This is a genomic window from Nesterenkonia rhizosphaerae (assembly GCF_039544555.1).
In the GTDB taxonomy this organism is placed as follows: domain Bacteria; phylum Actinomycetota; class Actinomycetes; order Actinomycetales; family Micrococcaceae; genus Nesterenkonia; species Nesterenkonia rhizosphaerae.
Genome location: NZ_BAABLW010000007.1, coordinates 449,013 through 465,772 on the forward strand (window position 1 = coordinate 449,013; position 16,760 = coordinate 465,772).

The following is a 16,760-nucleotide window of genomic DNA, read 5'->3' on the forward strand; positions in this document are numbered from 1 at the left end:
TAACATGGAGGGAACTCTCAGGGTGTTGGAAAGGGTTCTTTAATGGTTGTAGTGCTTGCTGTGCTCTTCGCAGTGAGCATCGCGACCCCCTGGATCTTCAGCCGCCTCGGGCGTCCCACGTTTTATCTGCTTGCCGCTATCCTCATGGCAGCCTTCGTCTGGACGCTGAGCTATATCCCGGCGGTCCTGGAGGCTGAGCAGGGTGCTGCTTCTGGGCAGCCCAATGCTCCGCCAGCAGAGATCCTCGAGTGGATTCCCCAGCTCGGCGTCGAGCTGGCCTTCCGCATGGATGCACTGGCGCTGGCGCTTTGCCTGCTGATCTCTGGTGTGGGCGCCGCGGTGATGCTGTACTGCGCACGGTACTTTCCGCCAGCCGAGACCGCCGCTGGCCCCTTTGCGGCGCAGCTGTTCTCCTTTGCCGCCGCCATGCTCGGCCTAGTGCTCTCTGATGACCTGGTGATGCTCTTCATCTTCTGGGAGCTCACCACGATCCTGTCTTTCCTGCTCATCGGCTACTCAGCCCACCGTGTTTTTGCACGCCGGTCAGCTATCCAGGCGCTGATTGTCACTACTGTGGGCGGGCTGGCCATGCTGGTGGGTCTGCTCTGGATCGGCCAACTGGCTGGGAGCTACCGGATCTCGGAGATCATGGCCGCCGCGGACACCTTGACCGGCGTGGCGGTGGATATCGCCATGGTGCTGATCCTGCTTGGCGCCATCTCCAAGTCCGCGCTGGTGCCTTTCCACTTCTGGCTGCCCGCGGCCATGGCCGCACCCACGCCGGTCTCGGCCTATCTGCATGCCGCGGCGATGGTCAAAGCCGGTGTCTACCTGGTGGCTCGCTTCGCCCCTGGCTTCCACGATTCCACGTTCTGGCTTCCCTTGGTGCTGGGCTTGGGATTGGCCACCATGATTGTCGGCGCGTACCGCGCGCTGCGGCAGACCGATATCAAGCTTGTTCTCGCCTATGGCACGGTCTCCCAGCTGGGCTTCCTGATTATGGTCAACGGCCTGGGCACCGAGGACGCCGCTCTGGCGGGTGCGGCGATGCTGCTGGCCCACGGTCTGTTCAAAGCCGCTCTGTTTATGGTGGTCGGCATCATCGACCACAAAACTGGCACACGTGACCTGCGCGTGCTCTCCGGAATCGGTCGGGCGCAGAAACCGCTGCTGGTCATTTCGGTAATCGCTGCAGCCTCGATGGCGGGCCTGCCCCCACTTTTCGGTTTTGTTGCCAAAGAGGTGGTCTTCGAGTCCTTCTACAGCTACGCGCTGCATCCGGCCGATGCTGTCAGTCCCGTGTGGGGCTGGGTGGTGATGGTCGGCGTCGTCATTGCCTCGGCACTGACGGTGGCGTACTCGGTGCGGTTCCTATGGGGTGCTTTCGCGGCAAAAACTGACGACGACGGCGCAGTGCTTCCGGCTACTGCATTCCGCGGCACCCCTGATGCGGTATTCCTGGCCTCACCCGCTGTACTGGCGGGCCTGACGGTACTGCTGGCGCTGGTCCCAGGACCGGTGCAGGCGCTTATCGAGCCGTTTGCCACGCTCTTTGATCCGGTGGCACCGGAGGTTCACCCGACCTATCTGGCACTGTGGCACGGCTTCACTCCGGTACTTGGGCTTTCGGTGCTGACCTGGGCGCTCGGTCTGGGCCTGTTCTGGCTGGGTGGGCGCGTGACCTCGGACGCTCGCGCAGTTCCGGCGGCTCTGGATGCGGAACGCATGTACCGGGCCACTATCAGGACGCTGGACGATGTGGCTGTCTGGCTGACCTCCAAGACCCAGCGTGGTTCCCTGGGCTGGTATCTCTTCATCATCCTGCTGGTGGCCACGGCGGCTCCTGCCGGCGTCATCGCCTTCAGCGGCCAGGTCTGGCCTGGAGAGGTCATTGTGGCCGAGCAGCCGATGCAGATCGTGCTCGCGCTGATCATCATCAGTGGCGGCCTAGGCGCGGTATGGGCGCCGAAACGCTTTATGGCGGTGCTGATGGTCAGCCTCTGCGGATGGGGCATCGCCGGTATCTTCGCCCTACAGGGAGCCCCTGACTTGGCGCTGACTCTGCTGCTGGTGGAGTCCATTGTGTTGGTGGTCTTTGTATTGGCCCTGCGCAGCCTGCCCTCTGGAATTTGGACGCAGAACCCCACCCGTTTCCGGGTGGGCCGCGCACTGCTGGGCGCAGCCTTCGGTCTGGTGATCATGTACGCCACCGCGATCGCCATGGGCTCGCGTATCCATGAGCCCATCAGTCTTGAGTACCCGTGGATGGCCTACGAGGTCGGCCACGGACGCAATATCGTCAACGTCACTCTGGTGGATATCCGCGTCTGGGATACCTTCGGTGAGATCACCGTGCTGGCCGCAGCGGCCACCGGTGTGGCCAGCTTGATCTTCGTGAAGCGCCGAGATGTGCAGCGTCGCCAACTGCATGAGGTGCCCACCGGTTCGGTGGGACGGGTGCTGTCTGACAAAGCACTCTCACCTAAGCAGATCAAAGAGGTGGAGGTCGCCCGCTCCTTCGCCACGGTGGCCCGTGAAGCCTGGCTGGTGGCGGGGCGGACCTTGGCCCCGGAGCACCGTTCCATCATTTTTGAAGTGGTCACCCGGCTGATGTTCCACGCGATCATCCTGCTCTCCGTCTACCTGCTGCTGGCTGGGCACAACACTCCTGGTGGAGGTTTCGCCGGCGGCCTGCTGGCGGGTCTGGCCTTCGTGCTGCGCTACTTGGCAGGCGGTCGCTACGAGCTTGAAGCCGCGATTCCGTTCTCTGCTGGCGCGTTGATGGGTTGGGGTCTGGCAGTGGCTTGCTTCACCGGTGTGCTCCCGCTGATCTTCGGCGGGCAGGCCTTCCAGAGCTTCATTGTGGATCTGGCGATCCCGGTGATCGGGGAACACCACTTGGTCTCCAGCGTGCTCTTCGATGTCGGGGTCTACCTGGTGGTAGTGGGCCTGATCGTTGATGTGCTGCGCAGCCTGGGTTCGGAGATCGACGTGCGCAGCGAACAGGAGAATCGGCGAAGCTCAACATTGGGCCACGGCATCCACGCCGAAACCAGCATGGGGGTGGCGCGATGACGCTGAATCTGACGCTGCTGGTGGTGATGGGCGTGATGATGGCGGTGGGCATCTACCTGCTGCTGGAGCGATCCCTGACTCGGGTGCTGCTGGGCATCATCCTGATTTCTAACGGTGTGAACCTGCTGATCCTGCAGACCGCAGGACGGGCCGGAGAATCGCCCCTTGTGCGGGACGGGGTGGACGCCGAGGAATACCTGGACCCGATGCCGCAGGCCCTGCTGCTGACGGCCATTGTGATCGCCTTCGCGCTGGTGTCCTTCATGCTCGCGCTGATCTATCGCTCCTGGGTCCTGGCTCGTCAGGATGAAGTCGCCGACGACGAGGAGGACCGCCGCGTGGCCGAAGCGGTCGGCGCCTACGACCCCGAAGAAGACGCTGAGGTCAGCACCGAAACGTCCGAGTTCATCGATGAGCTTGACCCCAATACCGGCAAGCTGCGTACCTCCGAGGACGTCCCCGAACCGGAGCAGGACACTGCAGACGAAGAACCTGCCAGCAAGCAGGCCGAGCAGAAAGAGGGGAGGAAGTAGCCATGGAATTCAGCATCATTACTCTGGTGCCCCTGGCGGTGCTCCTGCCCTTCTTCGGCGCGGCCTTCGCATTTGCGTTCTACCGGCACCAAAGCACCCAGCGCTCGATTACCGTAGGCACGCTGATCATTACCGTGGTGCTGGAGATGTTCCTGCTCTCTGAGGTCTGGAACGGTGGAACCCATGCCGTGAGCCTGGCCGGTTGGCCAGCGCCCTTCGGCATCTCGATGGTCATTGACCGGTTCTCGTCACTGATGCTGGTGATCTCCTCAGTCATCACTCTGGCCGTGCTGCTCTACGCAGTGGGCCAGGGCGCTGCGGAGGAGAAGAACGATTCCGGGCCGGTCTCGATCTTCTACCCCACGTATCTGATCCTGGTGGCCGGTGTCTCCAATGCCTTCCTGGCCGGGGACCTGTTCAACATGTACGTGGGCTTCGAGATTTTCCTGACCGCCTCCTATGTGCTGTTGACCTTGGGCGGCGGTGAAGCCCGTATTCGGGCCGGGGTGACGTATGTGGTGGTCTCCATCCTGAGCTCGATGCTCTTCTTGATCACCATCGGCCTGATCTACGCCGCCACCGGGACAGTGAACCTGGCGGATTTGGCGTTGAAGCTCGGGGACCTGGAGCCCAGCACCCAGCTGATGCTGCATGTGATGCTGCTGGTGGCTTTCGGCATCAAGGCCGCAGTCTTCCCGCTGGCCTTTTGGCTGCCAGACTCCTATCCCACAGCCCCTGCTCCGGTCACCGCGGTCTTTGCGGGGCTGCTCACCAAGGTGGGCATCTACGCGATGATCCGCACAGAAACGCTGCTGTTCCCAGGGGAGCGGATCAATACGGCGCTCATGATTGTGGCTGCACTGACCATGATTGTCGGCATCATGGGGGCATTGGCCCAGGCGGACATCAAACGTATGCTCAGCTTCACGCTGATCAGCCATATCGGCTACCTGGTGTTCGGCCTGGCGCTCTCCAGCATCATCGGTATGGCCGCCACGATCTACTACGTGGCCCACCACATCACTATTCAGACCACCCTCTTCTTGGTCACCGGTCTGGTTGAACGCCGAGCTGGTACGTCGAATGTGGACCGGCTCGGTGGTCTGGCCAAGTTGTCGCCGGCCCTGGCGGTGCTCTTCTTCATCCCCGCGATGAACTTGGCAGGCATTCCGCCGTTCTCGGGTTTTGTCGGCAAGCTGGGCATGATGCAGGGCGGCATCGCAGAGAACACCTGGATCACCTGGACTCTGGTGGTGGCCTCGGTGGTCACCTCATTGCTGACGTTGCTGGCAGTCGCGCGGATCTGGTCCCGCGGCTTCTGGCGGAAAGCCGAAGATGTTGAGGAACGCAGCCGGCTGCTGACGCCGAAGTCCCTGGCCCACGCGCGGGCGGCGAATAAGCGGCTGCTGCCTCCCACAATGGTGCTTCCTACTGCAGCTCTGGTGATTCTTTCTGTGGCCTTCACAGTCTTCGCCGGCCCGCTGATGAATTTCTCGCGCGCTGCTGCCCAGGATATGTATGAACGCACTCCCTACCTGGAGGCGGTACTGGGGGAGGAGCGTGTGGACGGTGTGCGGGAGGAGCTGGTGGAGTTCACCACCGGTCACCTCATCGACCTGAACACCGGCGACGACGGCGCAGCTGAGTTTGCGCCTATTCGCACCTCACTGGAACCTGAGCACCAGACCGACGAGGACGGTTCCTCCACCGTGGAAGACGGCACTGAGACCGACGCTGATGACCCTGAGCATGATCAGCATGAGGAAGGAAGCGGTGACTGATGCGTAGACCCAAGACTCCGCTGCGGCTGGAACTGCCACTGATCCTCTTCCTGGGTTTCTTCTGGATGGCGGTGTGGCAGAGCTTCGAGCTCGGCACCCTCATCATTGGCCTGGTCTACGCCGTGATCATCGTTCGGCTCTTCTATCTGCCGCCGCTACGCGGTTCGGGGCGAATCAACCTATTCTGGGGGTTGGTCTTCCTGGTTCGGTTCCTGGGCAAGATGGTCTACGCCAGCTTCCAGGTCTCATGGATTGCTGTGGTCAAGGGCCCCAGGGTGCGCAACTCCATCATCTCCATTCAGCTGCGCAGCCATGATGATCTCATCGTGACCCTCACCGGGCATTCCCTGGCGTTGGTGCCAGGCTCCCTGGTGATCGATGTGGACCGCACTACCGCCACCTTGTATCTGCATGCATTGAACGTCACCGATGACACCGACGCCGAACGTATCCGCCGAGACGCCCTGCGCACGGAGGCACTGATCATCCGCACCTGCGGGAACCGTTCCGATCTGGCGGTGGTGAAAGCCGAACGCCGACTTGGACGGATGGCAGGGTTCTCCAAGACTGAACGGGATGCTCCGCTGACTTCACTCTCGGATGACCCCCGGCGCTTGGCAGGTGAGGTCTGATGCTTGAGATCGCTTACTGGATCACTCAGGCGCTGCTGGCCATCGGCGCTCTTTGCGCGGTATACCGGGTCTTCCGCGGCCCCTCGGTGCTGGACCGTGTGATCAGCGTCGATGTCATTCTGATCATCGTCGGGTCCGTGATGCTCACCGATATGGCTTTCAGGCGGCACCAGGATTTCATTCTCTTCGTGGTCATTACTGCCATGATCGGTTTCCTCGGGGCGGTGGCCATCGCACGGTATGTTGCCGCAGGACCTCACCAGAATGCGCCTGAGGACGCCACTGCGCCCGTGCCTATTGTTGAACCTGCAGCCCCTGGGGCGAGCGCTGCAGATGAATCAACATCCTGGTTCGCCGCACTGACCAAGTCTGGTTTTGTCCCGAAGAAGGAGGACAAGCAATGACCTTCATTCTTACGGCGGCAGCCTCAGGGGGGTCTGCGCTGGATGCGGTGCTCGACGGTACTGCCGCAGTCTTTCTGGTGGTGGGGGGACTGATGTCGCTGGCTGCAGGGATTGGCCTGGTGCGTTTCCCTGACCTGCATTCCCGGATGCACGCAGCCACTAAGCCTCAGGTGCTGGGTCTGCTGATGCTGGTCCTGGCAGCGGGCATTATGTGGCGATCCTGGGTATGGGTGGCGGTGGCGCTGCTGGCCTGGGGGCTGATGATTCTCACCGCGCCGGTCAGTGCCCATGTGGTGGGCAGGGCCGGGTACCGGACCAAGCACATGCGTCGTGATTTGCTCACTGATGATGAGCTGGCCACTGCTGTTGACAGGCTCAGCCGCGAAAAAGGAGTGCGGCGAGAGCTCAACAGTGATTAAAGTGGACCCATGATACTCAAGGTCGCATTCGCAGTGATGACAATCCTGGCCGTGATTGCCGGTGTGGTGGCCCTGACCGGCGAGCCAGCGGTGGCTGCTGGGTTCTCCTTCGGCACTGCAGTGCTCAGCGCAGTGGGCCTTGCCTATCTGATGGGCCGTGACGGCAAGAATAAGGTCTAAGCAAGCCCGCCAGCAGTACTGAACCACGGGTTCGCGGTCAGTGCACGAGGATCCCGCTCAGACTTCTGAGCGCTTCCCGTAGGCCGCCTTGAGCTTACGTGTGGCGCTCTTAGCGCCCCGCTGCGAGAGAATCTGCACTGTGGCGGTAATAGCTGCGGAGCTGACCGCGAAAACCAGCGCCTTCTTGATGGAGACCGCATCGACGTCGTCGTGCTTAGGGGTTTCTTCGCCGGTGATCTTCTGCCAGGCGAAGTCAAAGGCCTTAGTGGCCACAAAGCCACCCGCCAGCGAGATTCCCATGGTGAGGGCCTTATCCATCAGCTTGTCCATCGGGTGCTCCTTTGAGTGCATCGAACGACCTCTGCCGAGACCAGCCTACCCCCGCGACCCTAAATGCGTAGAGTGAGACCATGCGAGTAGCGGCAGCCCAAATAGTCACCGGCAAGGACCTCCAGAAGAATCTTGACCTCATTGATCAGTGGGCCGGAAAAGCAGCGTCAGCCGGTGCTGAGCTGGTGGTCTTTCCCGAAGCCGCCCAACGCGCCTTCGGCTACAACCTGACCTCTATCGCGGAGCCCCTCGATGGCCCCTGGGCTCAGCAGGTGCGCAGCATCGCCGCCCACCACGGGCTGGTGATTGTCGCCGGCATGTTCACACCCGCAGAGCCTTCCGAGCAGGGCACCGCCCGTGTAGCCAATACGCTGTTGGTGACTGGGCCCACCAGCGAAGGCACTGTTGACACCTCCTACCAGAAGCTGCACCTCTACGATGCCTTCGGTTTCCAGGAATCCCGTACCGTGCAGGAGGGCACAGCGCCGGTGCGTTTTGCGGCCACGGGTCTGAACTTCGGCTTGGCCACCTGCTATGACATACGCTTCCCCGCTCTCTTCCAGCATCACGCCAGGGCCGGGGCGCAGGCCACACTGTTGTCAGCCTCCTGGGGGGCGGGACCAGGCAAAGTGGAGCAGTGGCGAGTGCTGGCCCAGGCACGAGCGCTGGATTCCACGCAGTATGTGATCGCCTGCGGGCAGGGCCTGCCCGAGGCTGCTGGGGTTGCCGCACCTGAAGGTGCACCCACCGGGGTGGGGCATTCAATGATCATCTCTCCAGCCGGTGAGATTCTTGCTGAAGCCGGAGAAGCTCCCGAGCTGCTGGTAGCAGATCTGGATCCAGCGTTGGTGGAGAGAACCCGCGGGTTGATTCCAGTTCTGACCAACGCACGGGACATCGGCTAAGAGCTGCGGGCGTCTCCTGGTCTAGGAGCTCAGTCCTCGGTGGGGTAGGTCTCGGCCAGATCCTGGGCCAGGAAGTCCATCAGCGTAGCGGTGAGTTCGGTGCTGACTTCCAACTGATGATCATCTATGCGGTTCACCGGTGACGCCAGGCGGACCGAGGAAAGCAGCCACACGTGCTGAGCGGCCTTCAGGTCCTCCGGGGTCACCGGACCGTAGGCCAGTTTCCAGCCGGCCCGCTCCGCGGCCGCGAAGATCGCGCCCTGGCTGGTGCCTGGCAGAATTCCGGTGTTGAGTGTGGGGGTAGTCAGCACTGGGGTGCCCTCAGCATCCTCGCTGTACATCAGCACCGTGGAGGTCGGAGCCTCAAGCACCTGACCGTCGGAGCTGAGGAAGATGACATCGTCGAAACCATGCTGGCGGGCCCAGCGGCCGGCGGCCATGTTCACCGCGTAGCTCAGGGTCTTAGCGCTGAGCATCAGCCAGGGGGACCGCTCCACAGCATCCGAGCTGTAGCCGCGGTCCAGCAGGGTGACCGCAATAGGTTTGCCGCGCGAGGCCAGCATAGTAGCCGGCACAGGGGCAAGCAGGGCCCAGTAGGTGCCGGCGAACTGGGGGTCCTCGCTGGCCGGCTCGCCGTCGACGCCGCGGGTTGCCGTCAGTCGGATGCTCAGCTGTTCGGGCAGACCGCCGCGGGTGCGGAATTCCTCCAGGCCCAGCTGGATCGCTGCTCGCCAGGATTCCTCCGGAGGGATGCCGATCTCAGTGATATCTGCTGAGCGGCGTAGCCGGTTCAGGTGCGGGGTCAGCTTCCGGACTGCGCCGTCGATGACCAGCATGGTCTCAAAGACCCCGTCACCGCGGACTACGCCTAAATCGGTGACGCGCAGTTGAGGCTGGTGCGGGTCAAAGAGCACCCCATGGGGATGCTCGGCGTCAATGCGAACGGCAACGGAGGAGACAGAATCTTCCTGGAAGTGCTCGGCCATGCTCCAAGACTATCCCCACCACATAGGATGGAGGGAATGGAGAATCCGGTGCATCTCAGCAGGTGGTCCCAATGTTGTGGCCACTAAGTGCGCTGAGCATTGAGGCGCTGCCGGACTGGATTGTCCTCATCGTTGCCGCCTTGGAGGTCGGCATCCGGCTGGCGGTGATCGGCATCATTCCGGATAACCGGCGGCCGAATACAGCCATGGCCTGGCTGTTGGCCATCTTCTTCATCCCCTTGGTGGCGCTGCCGCTGTTCCTGCTCATCGGGCGCAATAAGCTCTCCGCCCGGCGTCAGGAGCGCCAGCGCAGGATCAACACTGCTCTGCTCGAGGCGACCAGCCACATGGACCTCACTGATCAGTTGCGTGACTATGACGAGCAGCTTGGAGCCACCGCGGCTCTGAACCGCAACCTGGGAGCCTTTCCCATCCAGGATGGCAATCACATCACCTTGTTGCCGGAGTACAAGGACCTCTTCGACAGGCTGGTCCAGGAGATCGACCAGGCTCAGGAGTATGTCCATGTGCTCTTCTACATCGTCGGAGACGACTCGGAATACTCAGGGCCAGTGCTGGATGCCCTGGAGCGGGCTGCCCGCCGGGGTGTGACCGTGCGGATGCTCTATGACCACTTGGGGACTTTCCGGGTGAAGGGCTACGGTCGACTCAAGCGGCGCTTGAAGCGCTCTCAGATCCAATGGCACCGAGTGCTGCCGGTACGTCCGCTGCGGCGTCGGTTCTCCCGCTTGGATCTGCGCAATCACCGCAAAATCGTGGTCATCGACGGCGAAACCGCGCTGACCGGCTCGGCCAACCTCATTGAACCGCACTACCAGCGTCGCTCGGCCAAACGCATGGGGCGGCACTGGGTGGAGCTCAATGCGGTGGTGACCGGGCCTGCAGTGACCGGGCTGGATATCGTCTTCGCTTCGGACTGGTACGCCGAAACAGGAGAGAACCTGGGGCAGCAACTGCTGGTGGACCTAGAGGCCGATGAGGCTGCCACCGGTGGCGCCCTGGTGCAGGTAGTTCCCTCCGGGCCCGGCTTCCCGGATGAGAATAATCTGCGACTCTTCAACGATCTGATCTACCAGGCCACTGACCGGCTGGTCATCTGCACCCCTTACCTGGTACCGGATGATTCGCTGCTCTATGCGTTGACCAACGCGGCTCATCGTGATGTGGACGTCATCCTGATGGTCAGTCGCAAGGCGGACCAGTTCACCGTTCAGCACGCGCAGCAGTCCTACTATCAGGCACTTCTGGAGGCGGGGGTACGGATCTACCGCTATCCGGAACCAGACGTGCTGCACGCGAAGTTCATGCTGATAGACGACGACGTCGCGGTCCTGGGATCTTCCAATATGGATCAGCGGTCTTTCTCGCTGAACTTGGAGGTCACCTTGATGATCGTTGATGATGCCAAGGTCCGCGAGATCTATGAGGTGTTCTCTGGATACTTGGACATCTCTGAGGAGCTGCACCTGAACGAATGGACCTCTAGACCCTGGCATATCAGGTATCTGGACAATGTCTTCCGGCTCACATCAGGGCTTCAGTAGCCTCCGGTGCAGGCGATGTTCAGGCCCAGGTGATAGTAGGTTTTACAGATTTCAACTACCCTGTACCCGTGCCCCACGTAGAAACCACCGGTCCAGCTTGGCTGGACGGCTTGAAGTCTGCGGCGCTGCTTGCTGGAAGTGGCGCCGTTGCGCTGTGCGTTCTGAGCGCCTGCAGCGTGAGCGTGCACGGCTCCACCAACCTCGAGAGCACCGCCAGCCCGGTCACTGTTGAGGACGCATCAGCGGGCACCTCGGCAGCACCGCAGACCAACATGGAGACCAGCGCCGCTGAGGCGGCAACCGCCGAACTTGAGATCACCGATCTGACCGAAGATCAGATTATGGATGTCCTGCTGACTTCCTCAGATCTGGTGAATCCCCCTGAAGGACACTCCACTGATACCGGGCTTGCCTACTTCGAAGAGAAGATTGCGGTGAATCCGGGTGTCTACACCGAGATTTTCGGCCCGAATGCCTGCGCGCGCCAGATGGACGAGATCAATCTGAACCTGGTGGGGGAGGGGGCTCTCACCGGGGTGCTGCATGAGTACCGGCGCACCGGCGCTGACGGCTCGCCGGAGCTGCTCTTCGTCTGGGCGCTGAGCTACCCCCGGGATGTTGACACATCCAGCACCTGGGAGAAGCTGCTGGCAGCCTGCGAGGACCAGGGGCTGCGCAATGACACAGAGCAGATCACCATCAGTGCACTGGACCACGAGCCCTTCTCCGGGGTGAACATGCAGTTCCTCAGCGAGGTGGAGGCAGAGTCCGGGGTCACCCAAGGCCAGTCAGCCAGCGCAGCCTTCGGGCAGAACCTGGTGATGATGAGTGCGATCAATATGGAGGACCGGGACTTCGCGGTGCTGATGGATCGCCAGGCCGAGAAAATCGCCGAGCTGGAAGCGTCTCTCGGGCAGCAGCCTCAGGGCTGAGCAGTGATATCTCACAAACGGATATCTGTCAGGCGGATATCTGTCAGGAGCGCGTTGCTCCGCCGTCTTAGCAGGGATAGGGCTCTGTTGGAAACTCAGCGCCCAGGGCACCTAGGACACCGCGAGACTTGGTGAGGATCTCCTCCCATTCCGCCTGCGGCTCTGAATCGGCAGTAATGGCACCACCCAGGCCGAGATGAAAGTCCCAGCGGCCAGGTTCTCCTGCGGTCAGCACTGCAGCACGGATCAGCACCGAGAGATCGCAGGCACCGGTAGAGCTGAAATATCCGGCCACCCCGGAGTATGGACCGCGCGGGCCAGATTCCAGATCCTGAAGGATCTGCATCGTTGACCCCTTCGGAGCCCCGGTCATGGACCCCGGAGGGAAGGCGTCACAGACGGCTCGTGCCCGGGAAGCTCCTGGCTCCAGCTGGGCGCTGATGGTGGACACCATTTGATGGACGGTGGCATAGGTTTCCACCGCACAGAGCCGCTCGGTGCGCAGAGTCCCCGGTGCTGCGTGAATGGAGAGGTCATTGCGCACCAGGTCGGCAATCATCACATTCTCTGCCCGGTCTTTGGGATGGGCGCGCAGATCATCTGCCGCGGCCGCGTCCTGATCCGGATTCAGATGACGACGACGCGTGCCCTTGATCGGCTCCGACCGGATCAGGCCTGCGGAGCTTACCTGCACGAATCGTTCTGGAGAGGTGGAGAGAATGACCGTGTCCTCACCGTCAAAGGCGGATCCTGGCAGCTGAAGGTACTGGGTGAAGGGGGCGGGATTCTGCGCGCGCAGCTGCAGGTAGCTCTGCCACGGGTCAGCGGTGAGGCTGCCGTTCACTGCTGTAGTCAGACAGACCTCGTAGGTGTTTCCGCGGCGGATCTGTTCCTGGGCCGCAGCGATCTTGCCAAGATATTCGGCCTGCGAGTCCCGGGCTCGCAGCTGGCGCAGCACACCGGGAGCAACGGCCTGCGCCGCGTTGGTATGCAGCACGTCTTGGCGGGACTGGGCGAGCTGGCCTGACTGGGCGAGCTGCAGAGCCTGGGTGACGGCTTCCACCCACCCAGAGCCCTCGCCCAGGCTCTGCAGCTCAGCGGTGCCGGTATGGTGATCCACCACCACCGCGTGGGTGGCATAGAAGAACTGGGTGCGGTACTCATAGCCGAGGACTCCGACCCATCCCAGCTGAAATGCTGGGTCCTCCTGGGCGGCATGAGGAACGTCATGGGGGGTGTCCCAGGCGTGGGTGAGCCAACTGAGGAACTCGCGGCGGCTGCGGTGCTGAACCGTTGTGGCCTGCGGACCGAAGCTGAACGCCAGAATGCTGTAGCGGCTGCGCTCTGGGCGTGGGGTGTGAGAATGATCGCTGCTGTCCAGGAAGGCCATGGGAACACCGGGCAGGCGCTGCCGCAGGGCACCGAACAGCCCGGCCGCTGAATCCGCCTGGGCCAAAGATGCAGGCAGGGGCTGTCGGACAAGCGGAACGGGCATGCAGGAAAGTCTATGGGCCGCCAGCTGCGGCTACCATGTTGGCCATGGCAGACCAGGTACAGGCCGAATCCCGGCAGCGCGGAAGGCCGCGCAGTGAGGCCTCTCATCAAGCAGTCCTGGAGGCCACTGCGCGACTGTTGTGCAGCATTCCCTACGAGGACCTCACCGTGGAGCGCATCGCCGCAGAGGCCGGTGTGGGGAAACAGACCATCTACCGCTGGTGGAAGAACAAGGCGGCAGTGGTCCTGGAGACACTGGTGACCGGCCAGACAGACATGGAGCTGGTGGATCTGCCAGATACCGGGGATCTTCGCGCTGACCTGCTGACCTGGACCAAGAGCATGATCAGCGAGGCCTTTACACCGAGCACTATCAGCATGGCCCGCAGTCTGGTGGCAGCGGGGGTGCAGGAAGACCCGGCCACCGAGGAGCTGCTCTCCGGTGCTGCTTTCTGGGACACCGGGCGGTTGGTCCAGCGGCTGCGGTCCGCCGAGGAGCGTGGCGAAATCCGCCCCGGGGCAGACCTGGCCGCCGTCACCGCGGCTCTAGGGGACCCATTCATCCTTCGCCTTCTGGTGGGGCAGCCTCCAGGGGAACGCTGGGCGCAGACGCTGGTCGACGTCGTCGTACGTGGACTTCAGCCGCAGGGGGCCTCCGACTGAGCTCTCCATGCGCACTTTTGGGTGATATTGATCACATGAGGGCTGTTTCGTTCGCAACGGCAATTGCGAGACGGGGCGTTCCGTTTAGGATAGGTGGGTGGGTGTCGCACTGGCGCACCCTCTTGCTTCCTTCAGCACTGAAGAAGACCCTCTAGGAGCCTCTACACATGGCCAAGCTTCTCTACCGCCTCGGACTGTTCGCCGCCCGCAGGGCCAAGACCATCATCGCGGCCTGGTTGGCTGCGCTGGCGGTGGCGGTGACGGCCTTCATCGGATTCGGTGGTCAGCTCACAGACCAGATCACCATCCCGGATCTGGAGACCAGCGCCGTGGCTGACAGGCTCACCGCAGAGCTTCCTGACGCCAGCGCCGGCAGCGCCACCGCGGTAGCGCGCACTGAGTCCGGGGAGCCCTTCACCGAAGAGCAGCAGGCGGAGATCGCCCAGCTGCTCGAAGAGCTGGAATCCCATGGAGCGATCACCGAGGTCACCGACCCTTTCGCCACCCAGGATGAGCTTGAAGCCAGCCGTGCCGACATCGAATCCGGACGTGAGGAGCTCGATGCTGCCCGTGCTGAACTGGACGCCGGCTGGGATGAGATCGAAGCAGGAGAAGCCGACCTCGAAGCCGGGCGTCAGGAGCTAGAAGCCAACCGGCAGGAGGTTGAGTCCGGACTGGCGCAGCTGGAGGAGGCCGACGCGCAGCTGGACGCTGCCGTGGAGGAAGCCGTCAATGTCGGCTACTGGTCGTCGGTAGCTGCGGAGATGAACGCTCAGCGTGCTGAAATTGTGGCCCAGCGGCAGCAGCTGCAAGCGGCACAGGCCCAGATCGAGGCCGGCGAAGCTGAACTCGAGGCGGGCGAGCAGCAGTTGGCCGCCGGGCGCGAGGAACTTGAAGCCGGTGAGGAGCAGTTCCAGCAGGAGGCCGGCGGCGCGCTTGAGGAGCTCGAGCGCGGCGAGCGCATGCTGGACCTTGCCGCAGGCGCCCAAATGGTGTCCGACGACGGCGATGTGGCCATCCTGATGATCAGTTTTGACAACGCGTTGGAGAACATCGGCACCGAGCAGCTGGCTGAGATCGCCGACACTCTCACCGAGGCAGGTATTGCCGGTGTAGAAATCCTGCCTTCGGGTGATCTGGCCTTTGAGATGCCGCACCTGTTCAGCATCGCCGAGGTCATCGGCCTGATCGTGGCGGCTGTGGTGCTGCTGGTGATGCTGGGTACTTTCATCGGCGCTGGACTGCCGCTGTTCAACGCCCTGATCGGAGTCGGCATCGGCGTCGCCGGTGCCATGGCGCTCTCCGGTGTGGTCGAAATGATGTCCATGACGCCGATTCTGGGGATGATGCTGGGTCTGGCGGTAGGCATCGACTACGCCCTGTTCATCATCAACCGACACCGGCGCCAGCTCAAGGACGGGCTTCCGCTCATCGAGTCCATCGCCTTGGCCAACGGCACAGCCGGCAATGCCGTGGTCTTCGCCGGAGCCACTGTGGTGATTGCCCTGCTGGCGCTGAACGTCACCGGGATCCCGTTCCTGGCCCTGATGGGTACGGTGGCGGCCTTCTGTGTGGTGATCGCCGTGCTAATGGCCACCACCATGACCCCAGCCCTGCTGAAGCTCACCGGCTGGAAGATCCTGCGCCGCAAAGAACGCCGCTACGTCGGCTTCGACACTGCCAAGAGTCGGCAGATCACCACTCCCATGGGCGGGCTGAAGGCTGCGGCCATCGCGCTGCTCTCCATCGCAGGACTGGCAGTTCTGGCGCTGCCCACCATGGACCTGCGCCTGGGCCTGCCTGATGCCAGCACTGAGGCTGAGGATTCACTCTCTCACCAGGCCTATGTGGAAACCGAGGAATCCTTCGGACAGGGCATGAACGGCCCGCTGGTGGTGCTGGCGGATCTGCCGGCTGACCTAGGGGAAGAGCAGCCCGAGGATTATCAGCTCGATGTGGCTGAAACCCTGCTGGAGCACGAGAGCATCGACGTCGTCGTGCCTATCACGCTCTCTGAGGACCAGACCATGGCCGCGTTCCAGGTGGTGCCCGTGGAGGGCCCATCGGCAGCCTCTACCGAAGAGCTGGTTCATGAATTCCGTGACGGTAACCCGCTGGCGGGTACCGCCGTGGAGGACACCGAGCTTTCAGTAGCCGGTATCACCGCCGCGCAGATTGACGTCTCCGATGTGATCGCCGATTCCATGCCGCTCTACCTGGGCCTGGTCATCGGTCTCTCTCTGGTCCTGATGATTATGGTCTTCCGCTCAATTCTGCTGCCGGTGATCGCCACCCTGGGCTTCGTCGGTTCGCTGGCCGGTGCCATCGGCGTGGTGGTGGCGGTTTTCCAGTGGGGCTGGCTCGGGGACATCTTCGGGATCAGTCGACCCGGTCCGATAATGACCTTCTTGCCGATTCTGATGGTCGGCATCCTCTTCGGCCTCGCCATGGACTACCAGCTCTTCACTGCCTCTGGCATGCGGGAGGCCTATGTCCACGGGTCGGCCCCCAGGCTGGCCGTGCGCCAGGGGCTGCACGCTGGACGGGCGGTGGTCACCGCGGCAGCGCTGATCATGGCCAGCGTCTTCGGCGGCTTCGTCTTCACTCCGGATCCGATGATCGCCTCCATCGGCCTGGGGCTTGCGGTGGGCGTGCTGCTGGATGCCTTCGTGGTGCGCCTGCTGCTGGTGCCTGCACTGCTGACGCTGTGCGGGCCAGCTGCCTGGTGGCTGCCTAAGTGGCTGGATAAGATCCTGCCCGACGTCGACGTCGAGGGTGCGGCACTGGAGCGCACGATGGCGGAATCTCAGCAGGGCGCTGGTATCTGAACCTCCTGCGGCATCCCCGTGTGGTGAGCAGCG

The 16,760-nt window shown here is 62.7% G+C and carries 15 protein-coding genes; 12 read left to right on the forward strand and 3 right to left on the reverse strand.

The window, feature by feature from the left end; translation table 11 throughout:
• The first annotated feature begins 42 nt into the window (after positions 1–42).
• Genes ABEA23_RS07790 through ABEA23_RS07820 form a run of 7 tightly spaced genes read left to right on the forward strand, consistent with a single transcriptional unit; the run spans position 43 to position 7,024 of the window.
• A complete protein-coding gene (locus tag ABEA23_RS07790) occupies positions 43–3,075 on the forward strand; it encodes a Na+/H+ antiporter subunit A (protein WP_345477494.1) in 3,033 nt (1,010 codons plus the stop codon).
• Positions 3,072–3,608, forward strand: coding sequence for a Na(+)/H(+) antiporter subunit C (locus ABEA23_RS07795; protein ID WP_345477495.1), 537 nt, complete (start codon positions 3,072–3,074; stop codon positions 3,606–3,608). Before ABEA23_RS07790 ends, ABEA23_RS07795 begins: the two co-directional genes overlap by 4 nt.
• A 2-nt stretch (positions 3,609–3,610) precedes the next feature.
• Complete coding sequence (locus ABEA23_RS07800; protein ID WP_345477496.1) at positions 3,611–5,389, forward strand: Na+/H+ antiporter subunit D; 1,779 nt, start codon at positions 3,611–3,613, stop codon at positions 5,387–5,389.
• Positions 5,389–6,021, forward strand: a complete 633-nt coding sequence (locus ABEA23_RS07805) for a Na+/H+ antiporter subunit E (RefSeq protein WP_345477497.1) — start codon at positions 5,389–5,391, stop codon at positions 6,019–6,021. The genes ABEA23_RS07800 and ABEA23_RS07805 overlap by 1 nt, the downstream gene beginning before the upstream one ends.
• Positions 6,021–6,425, forward strand: coding sequence for an MrpF/PhaF family protein (locus ABEA23_RS07810; protein WP_069956274.1), 405 nt, complete (start codon positions 6,021–6,023; stop codon positions 6,423–6,425). The genes ABEA23_RS07805 and ABEA23_RS07810 overlap by 1 nt, the downstream gene beginning before the upstream one ends.
• A complete protein-coding gene (gene mnhG, locus ABEA23_RS07815; protein ID WP_345477498.1) occupies positions 6,422–6,844 on the forward strand; it encodes a monovalent cation/H(+) antiporter subunit G in 423 nt (140 codons plus the stop codon). Before ABEA23_RS07810 ends, mnhG begins: the two co-directional genes overlap by 4 nt.
• Before the next feature lie 9 nt (positions 6,845–6,853).
• Complete coding sequence (locus ABEA23_RS07820) at positions 6,854–7,024, forward strand: hypothetical protein (RefSeq protein WP_345477499.1); 171 nt, start codon at positions 6,854–6,856, stop codon at positions 7,022–7,024.
• A gap of 57 nt (positions 7,025–7,081) precedes the next feature.
• Here ABEA23_RS07820 and ABEA23_RS07825 read toward each other — a convergent pair whose 3' ends face one another.
• On the reverse strand, positions 7,082–7,354 hold the full coding sequence (locus ABEA23_RS07825; protein WP_044496064.1) for a DUF4235 domain-containing protein: 273 nt from the start codon (positions 7,352–7,354) through the stop codon (positions 7,082–7,084).
• Positions 7,355–7,434: 80 nt separating this feature from the next.
• Between ABEA23_RS07825 and ABEA23_RS07830 the strand changes: the two genes are divergently transcribed.
• Positions 7,435–8,259, forward strand: a complete 825-nt coding sequence (locus ABEA23_RS07830; protein WP_345477500.1) for a carbon-nitrogen hydrolase family protein — start codon at positions 7,435–7,437, stop codon at positions 8,257–8,259.
• Between the two features lie 29 nt (positions 8,260–8,288).
• Here the strand turns inward: ABEA23_RS07830 and ABEA23_RS07835 are convergent, their stop codons facing one another.
• The gene (locus tag ABEA23_RS07835; protein WP_345477501.1) at positions 8,289–9,245 is read right to left on the reverse strand and encodes an aminodeoxychorismate lyase; all 957 of its coding nucleotides are present in this window, start codon (positions 9,243–9,245) and stop codon (positions 8,289–8,291) included.
• 71 nt (positions 9,246–9,316) lie between these two features.
• Here ABEA23_RS07835 and cls point away from each other — a divergent pair, with 71 nt between their 5' ends.
• Together cls and ABEA23_RS07845 are read left to right on the forward strand one after the other, a co-directional pair.
• A complete protein-coding gene (gene cls, locus ABEA23_RS07840; protein ID WP_345477502.1) occupies positions 9,317–10,810 on the forward strand; it encodes a cardiolipin synthase in 1,494 nt (497 codons plus the stop codon).
• Between the two features lie 68 nt (positions 10,811–10,878).
• Positions 10,879–11,742, forward strand: a complete 864-nt coding sequence (locus ABEA23_RS07845) for a hypothetical protein (RefSeq protein ID WP_345477503.1) — start codon at positions 10,879–10,881, stop codon at positions 11,740–11,742.
• 67 nt (positions 11,743–11,809) lie between these two features.
• Here ABEA23_RS07845 and ABEA23_RS07850 read toward each other — a convergent pair whose 3' ends face one another.
• Positions 11,810–13,237, reverse strand: coding sequence for an anthranilate synthase component I family protein (locus tag ABEA23_RS07850; RefSeq protein WP_345477504.1), 1,428 nt, complete (start codon positions 13,235–13,237; stop codon positions 11,810–11,812).
• Positions 13,238–13,281: 44 nt separating this feature from the next.
• On the opposite strand from ABEA23_RS07850, the gene ABEA23_RS07855 reads away from it, so the two are divergent.
• Positions 13,282–13,899 carry a TetR/AcrR family transcriptional regulator gene (locus tag ABEA23_RS07855; protein ID WP_345477505.1) on the forward strand — a complete coding sequence of 206 codons (618 nt, stop codon included), beginning with the start codon at positions 13,282–13,284 and terminating at the stop codon, positions 13,897–13,899.
• 167 nt (positions 13,900–14,066) lie between these two features.
• Positions 14,067–16,727: an MMPL family transporter gene (locus ABEA23_RS07860; protein WP_345477506.1), complete on the forward strand. Its 2,661-nt coding sequence runs from the start codon at positions 14,067–14,069 to the stop codon at positions 16,725–16,727.
• Positions 16,728–16,760: the final 33 nt, after the last annotated feature.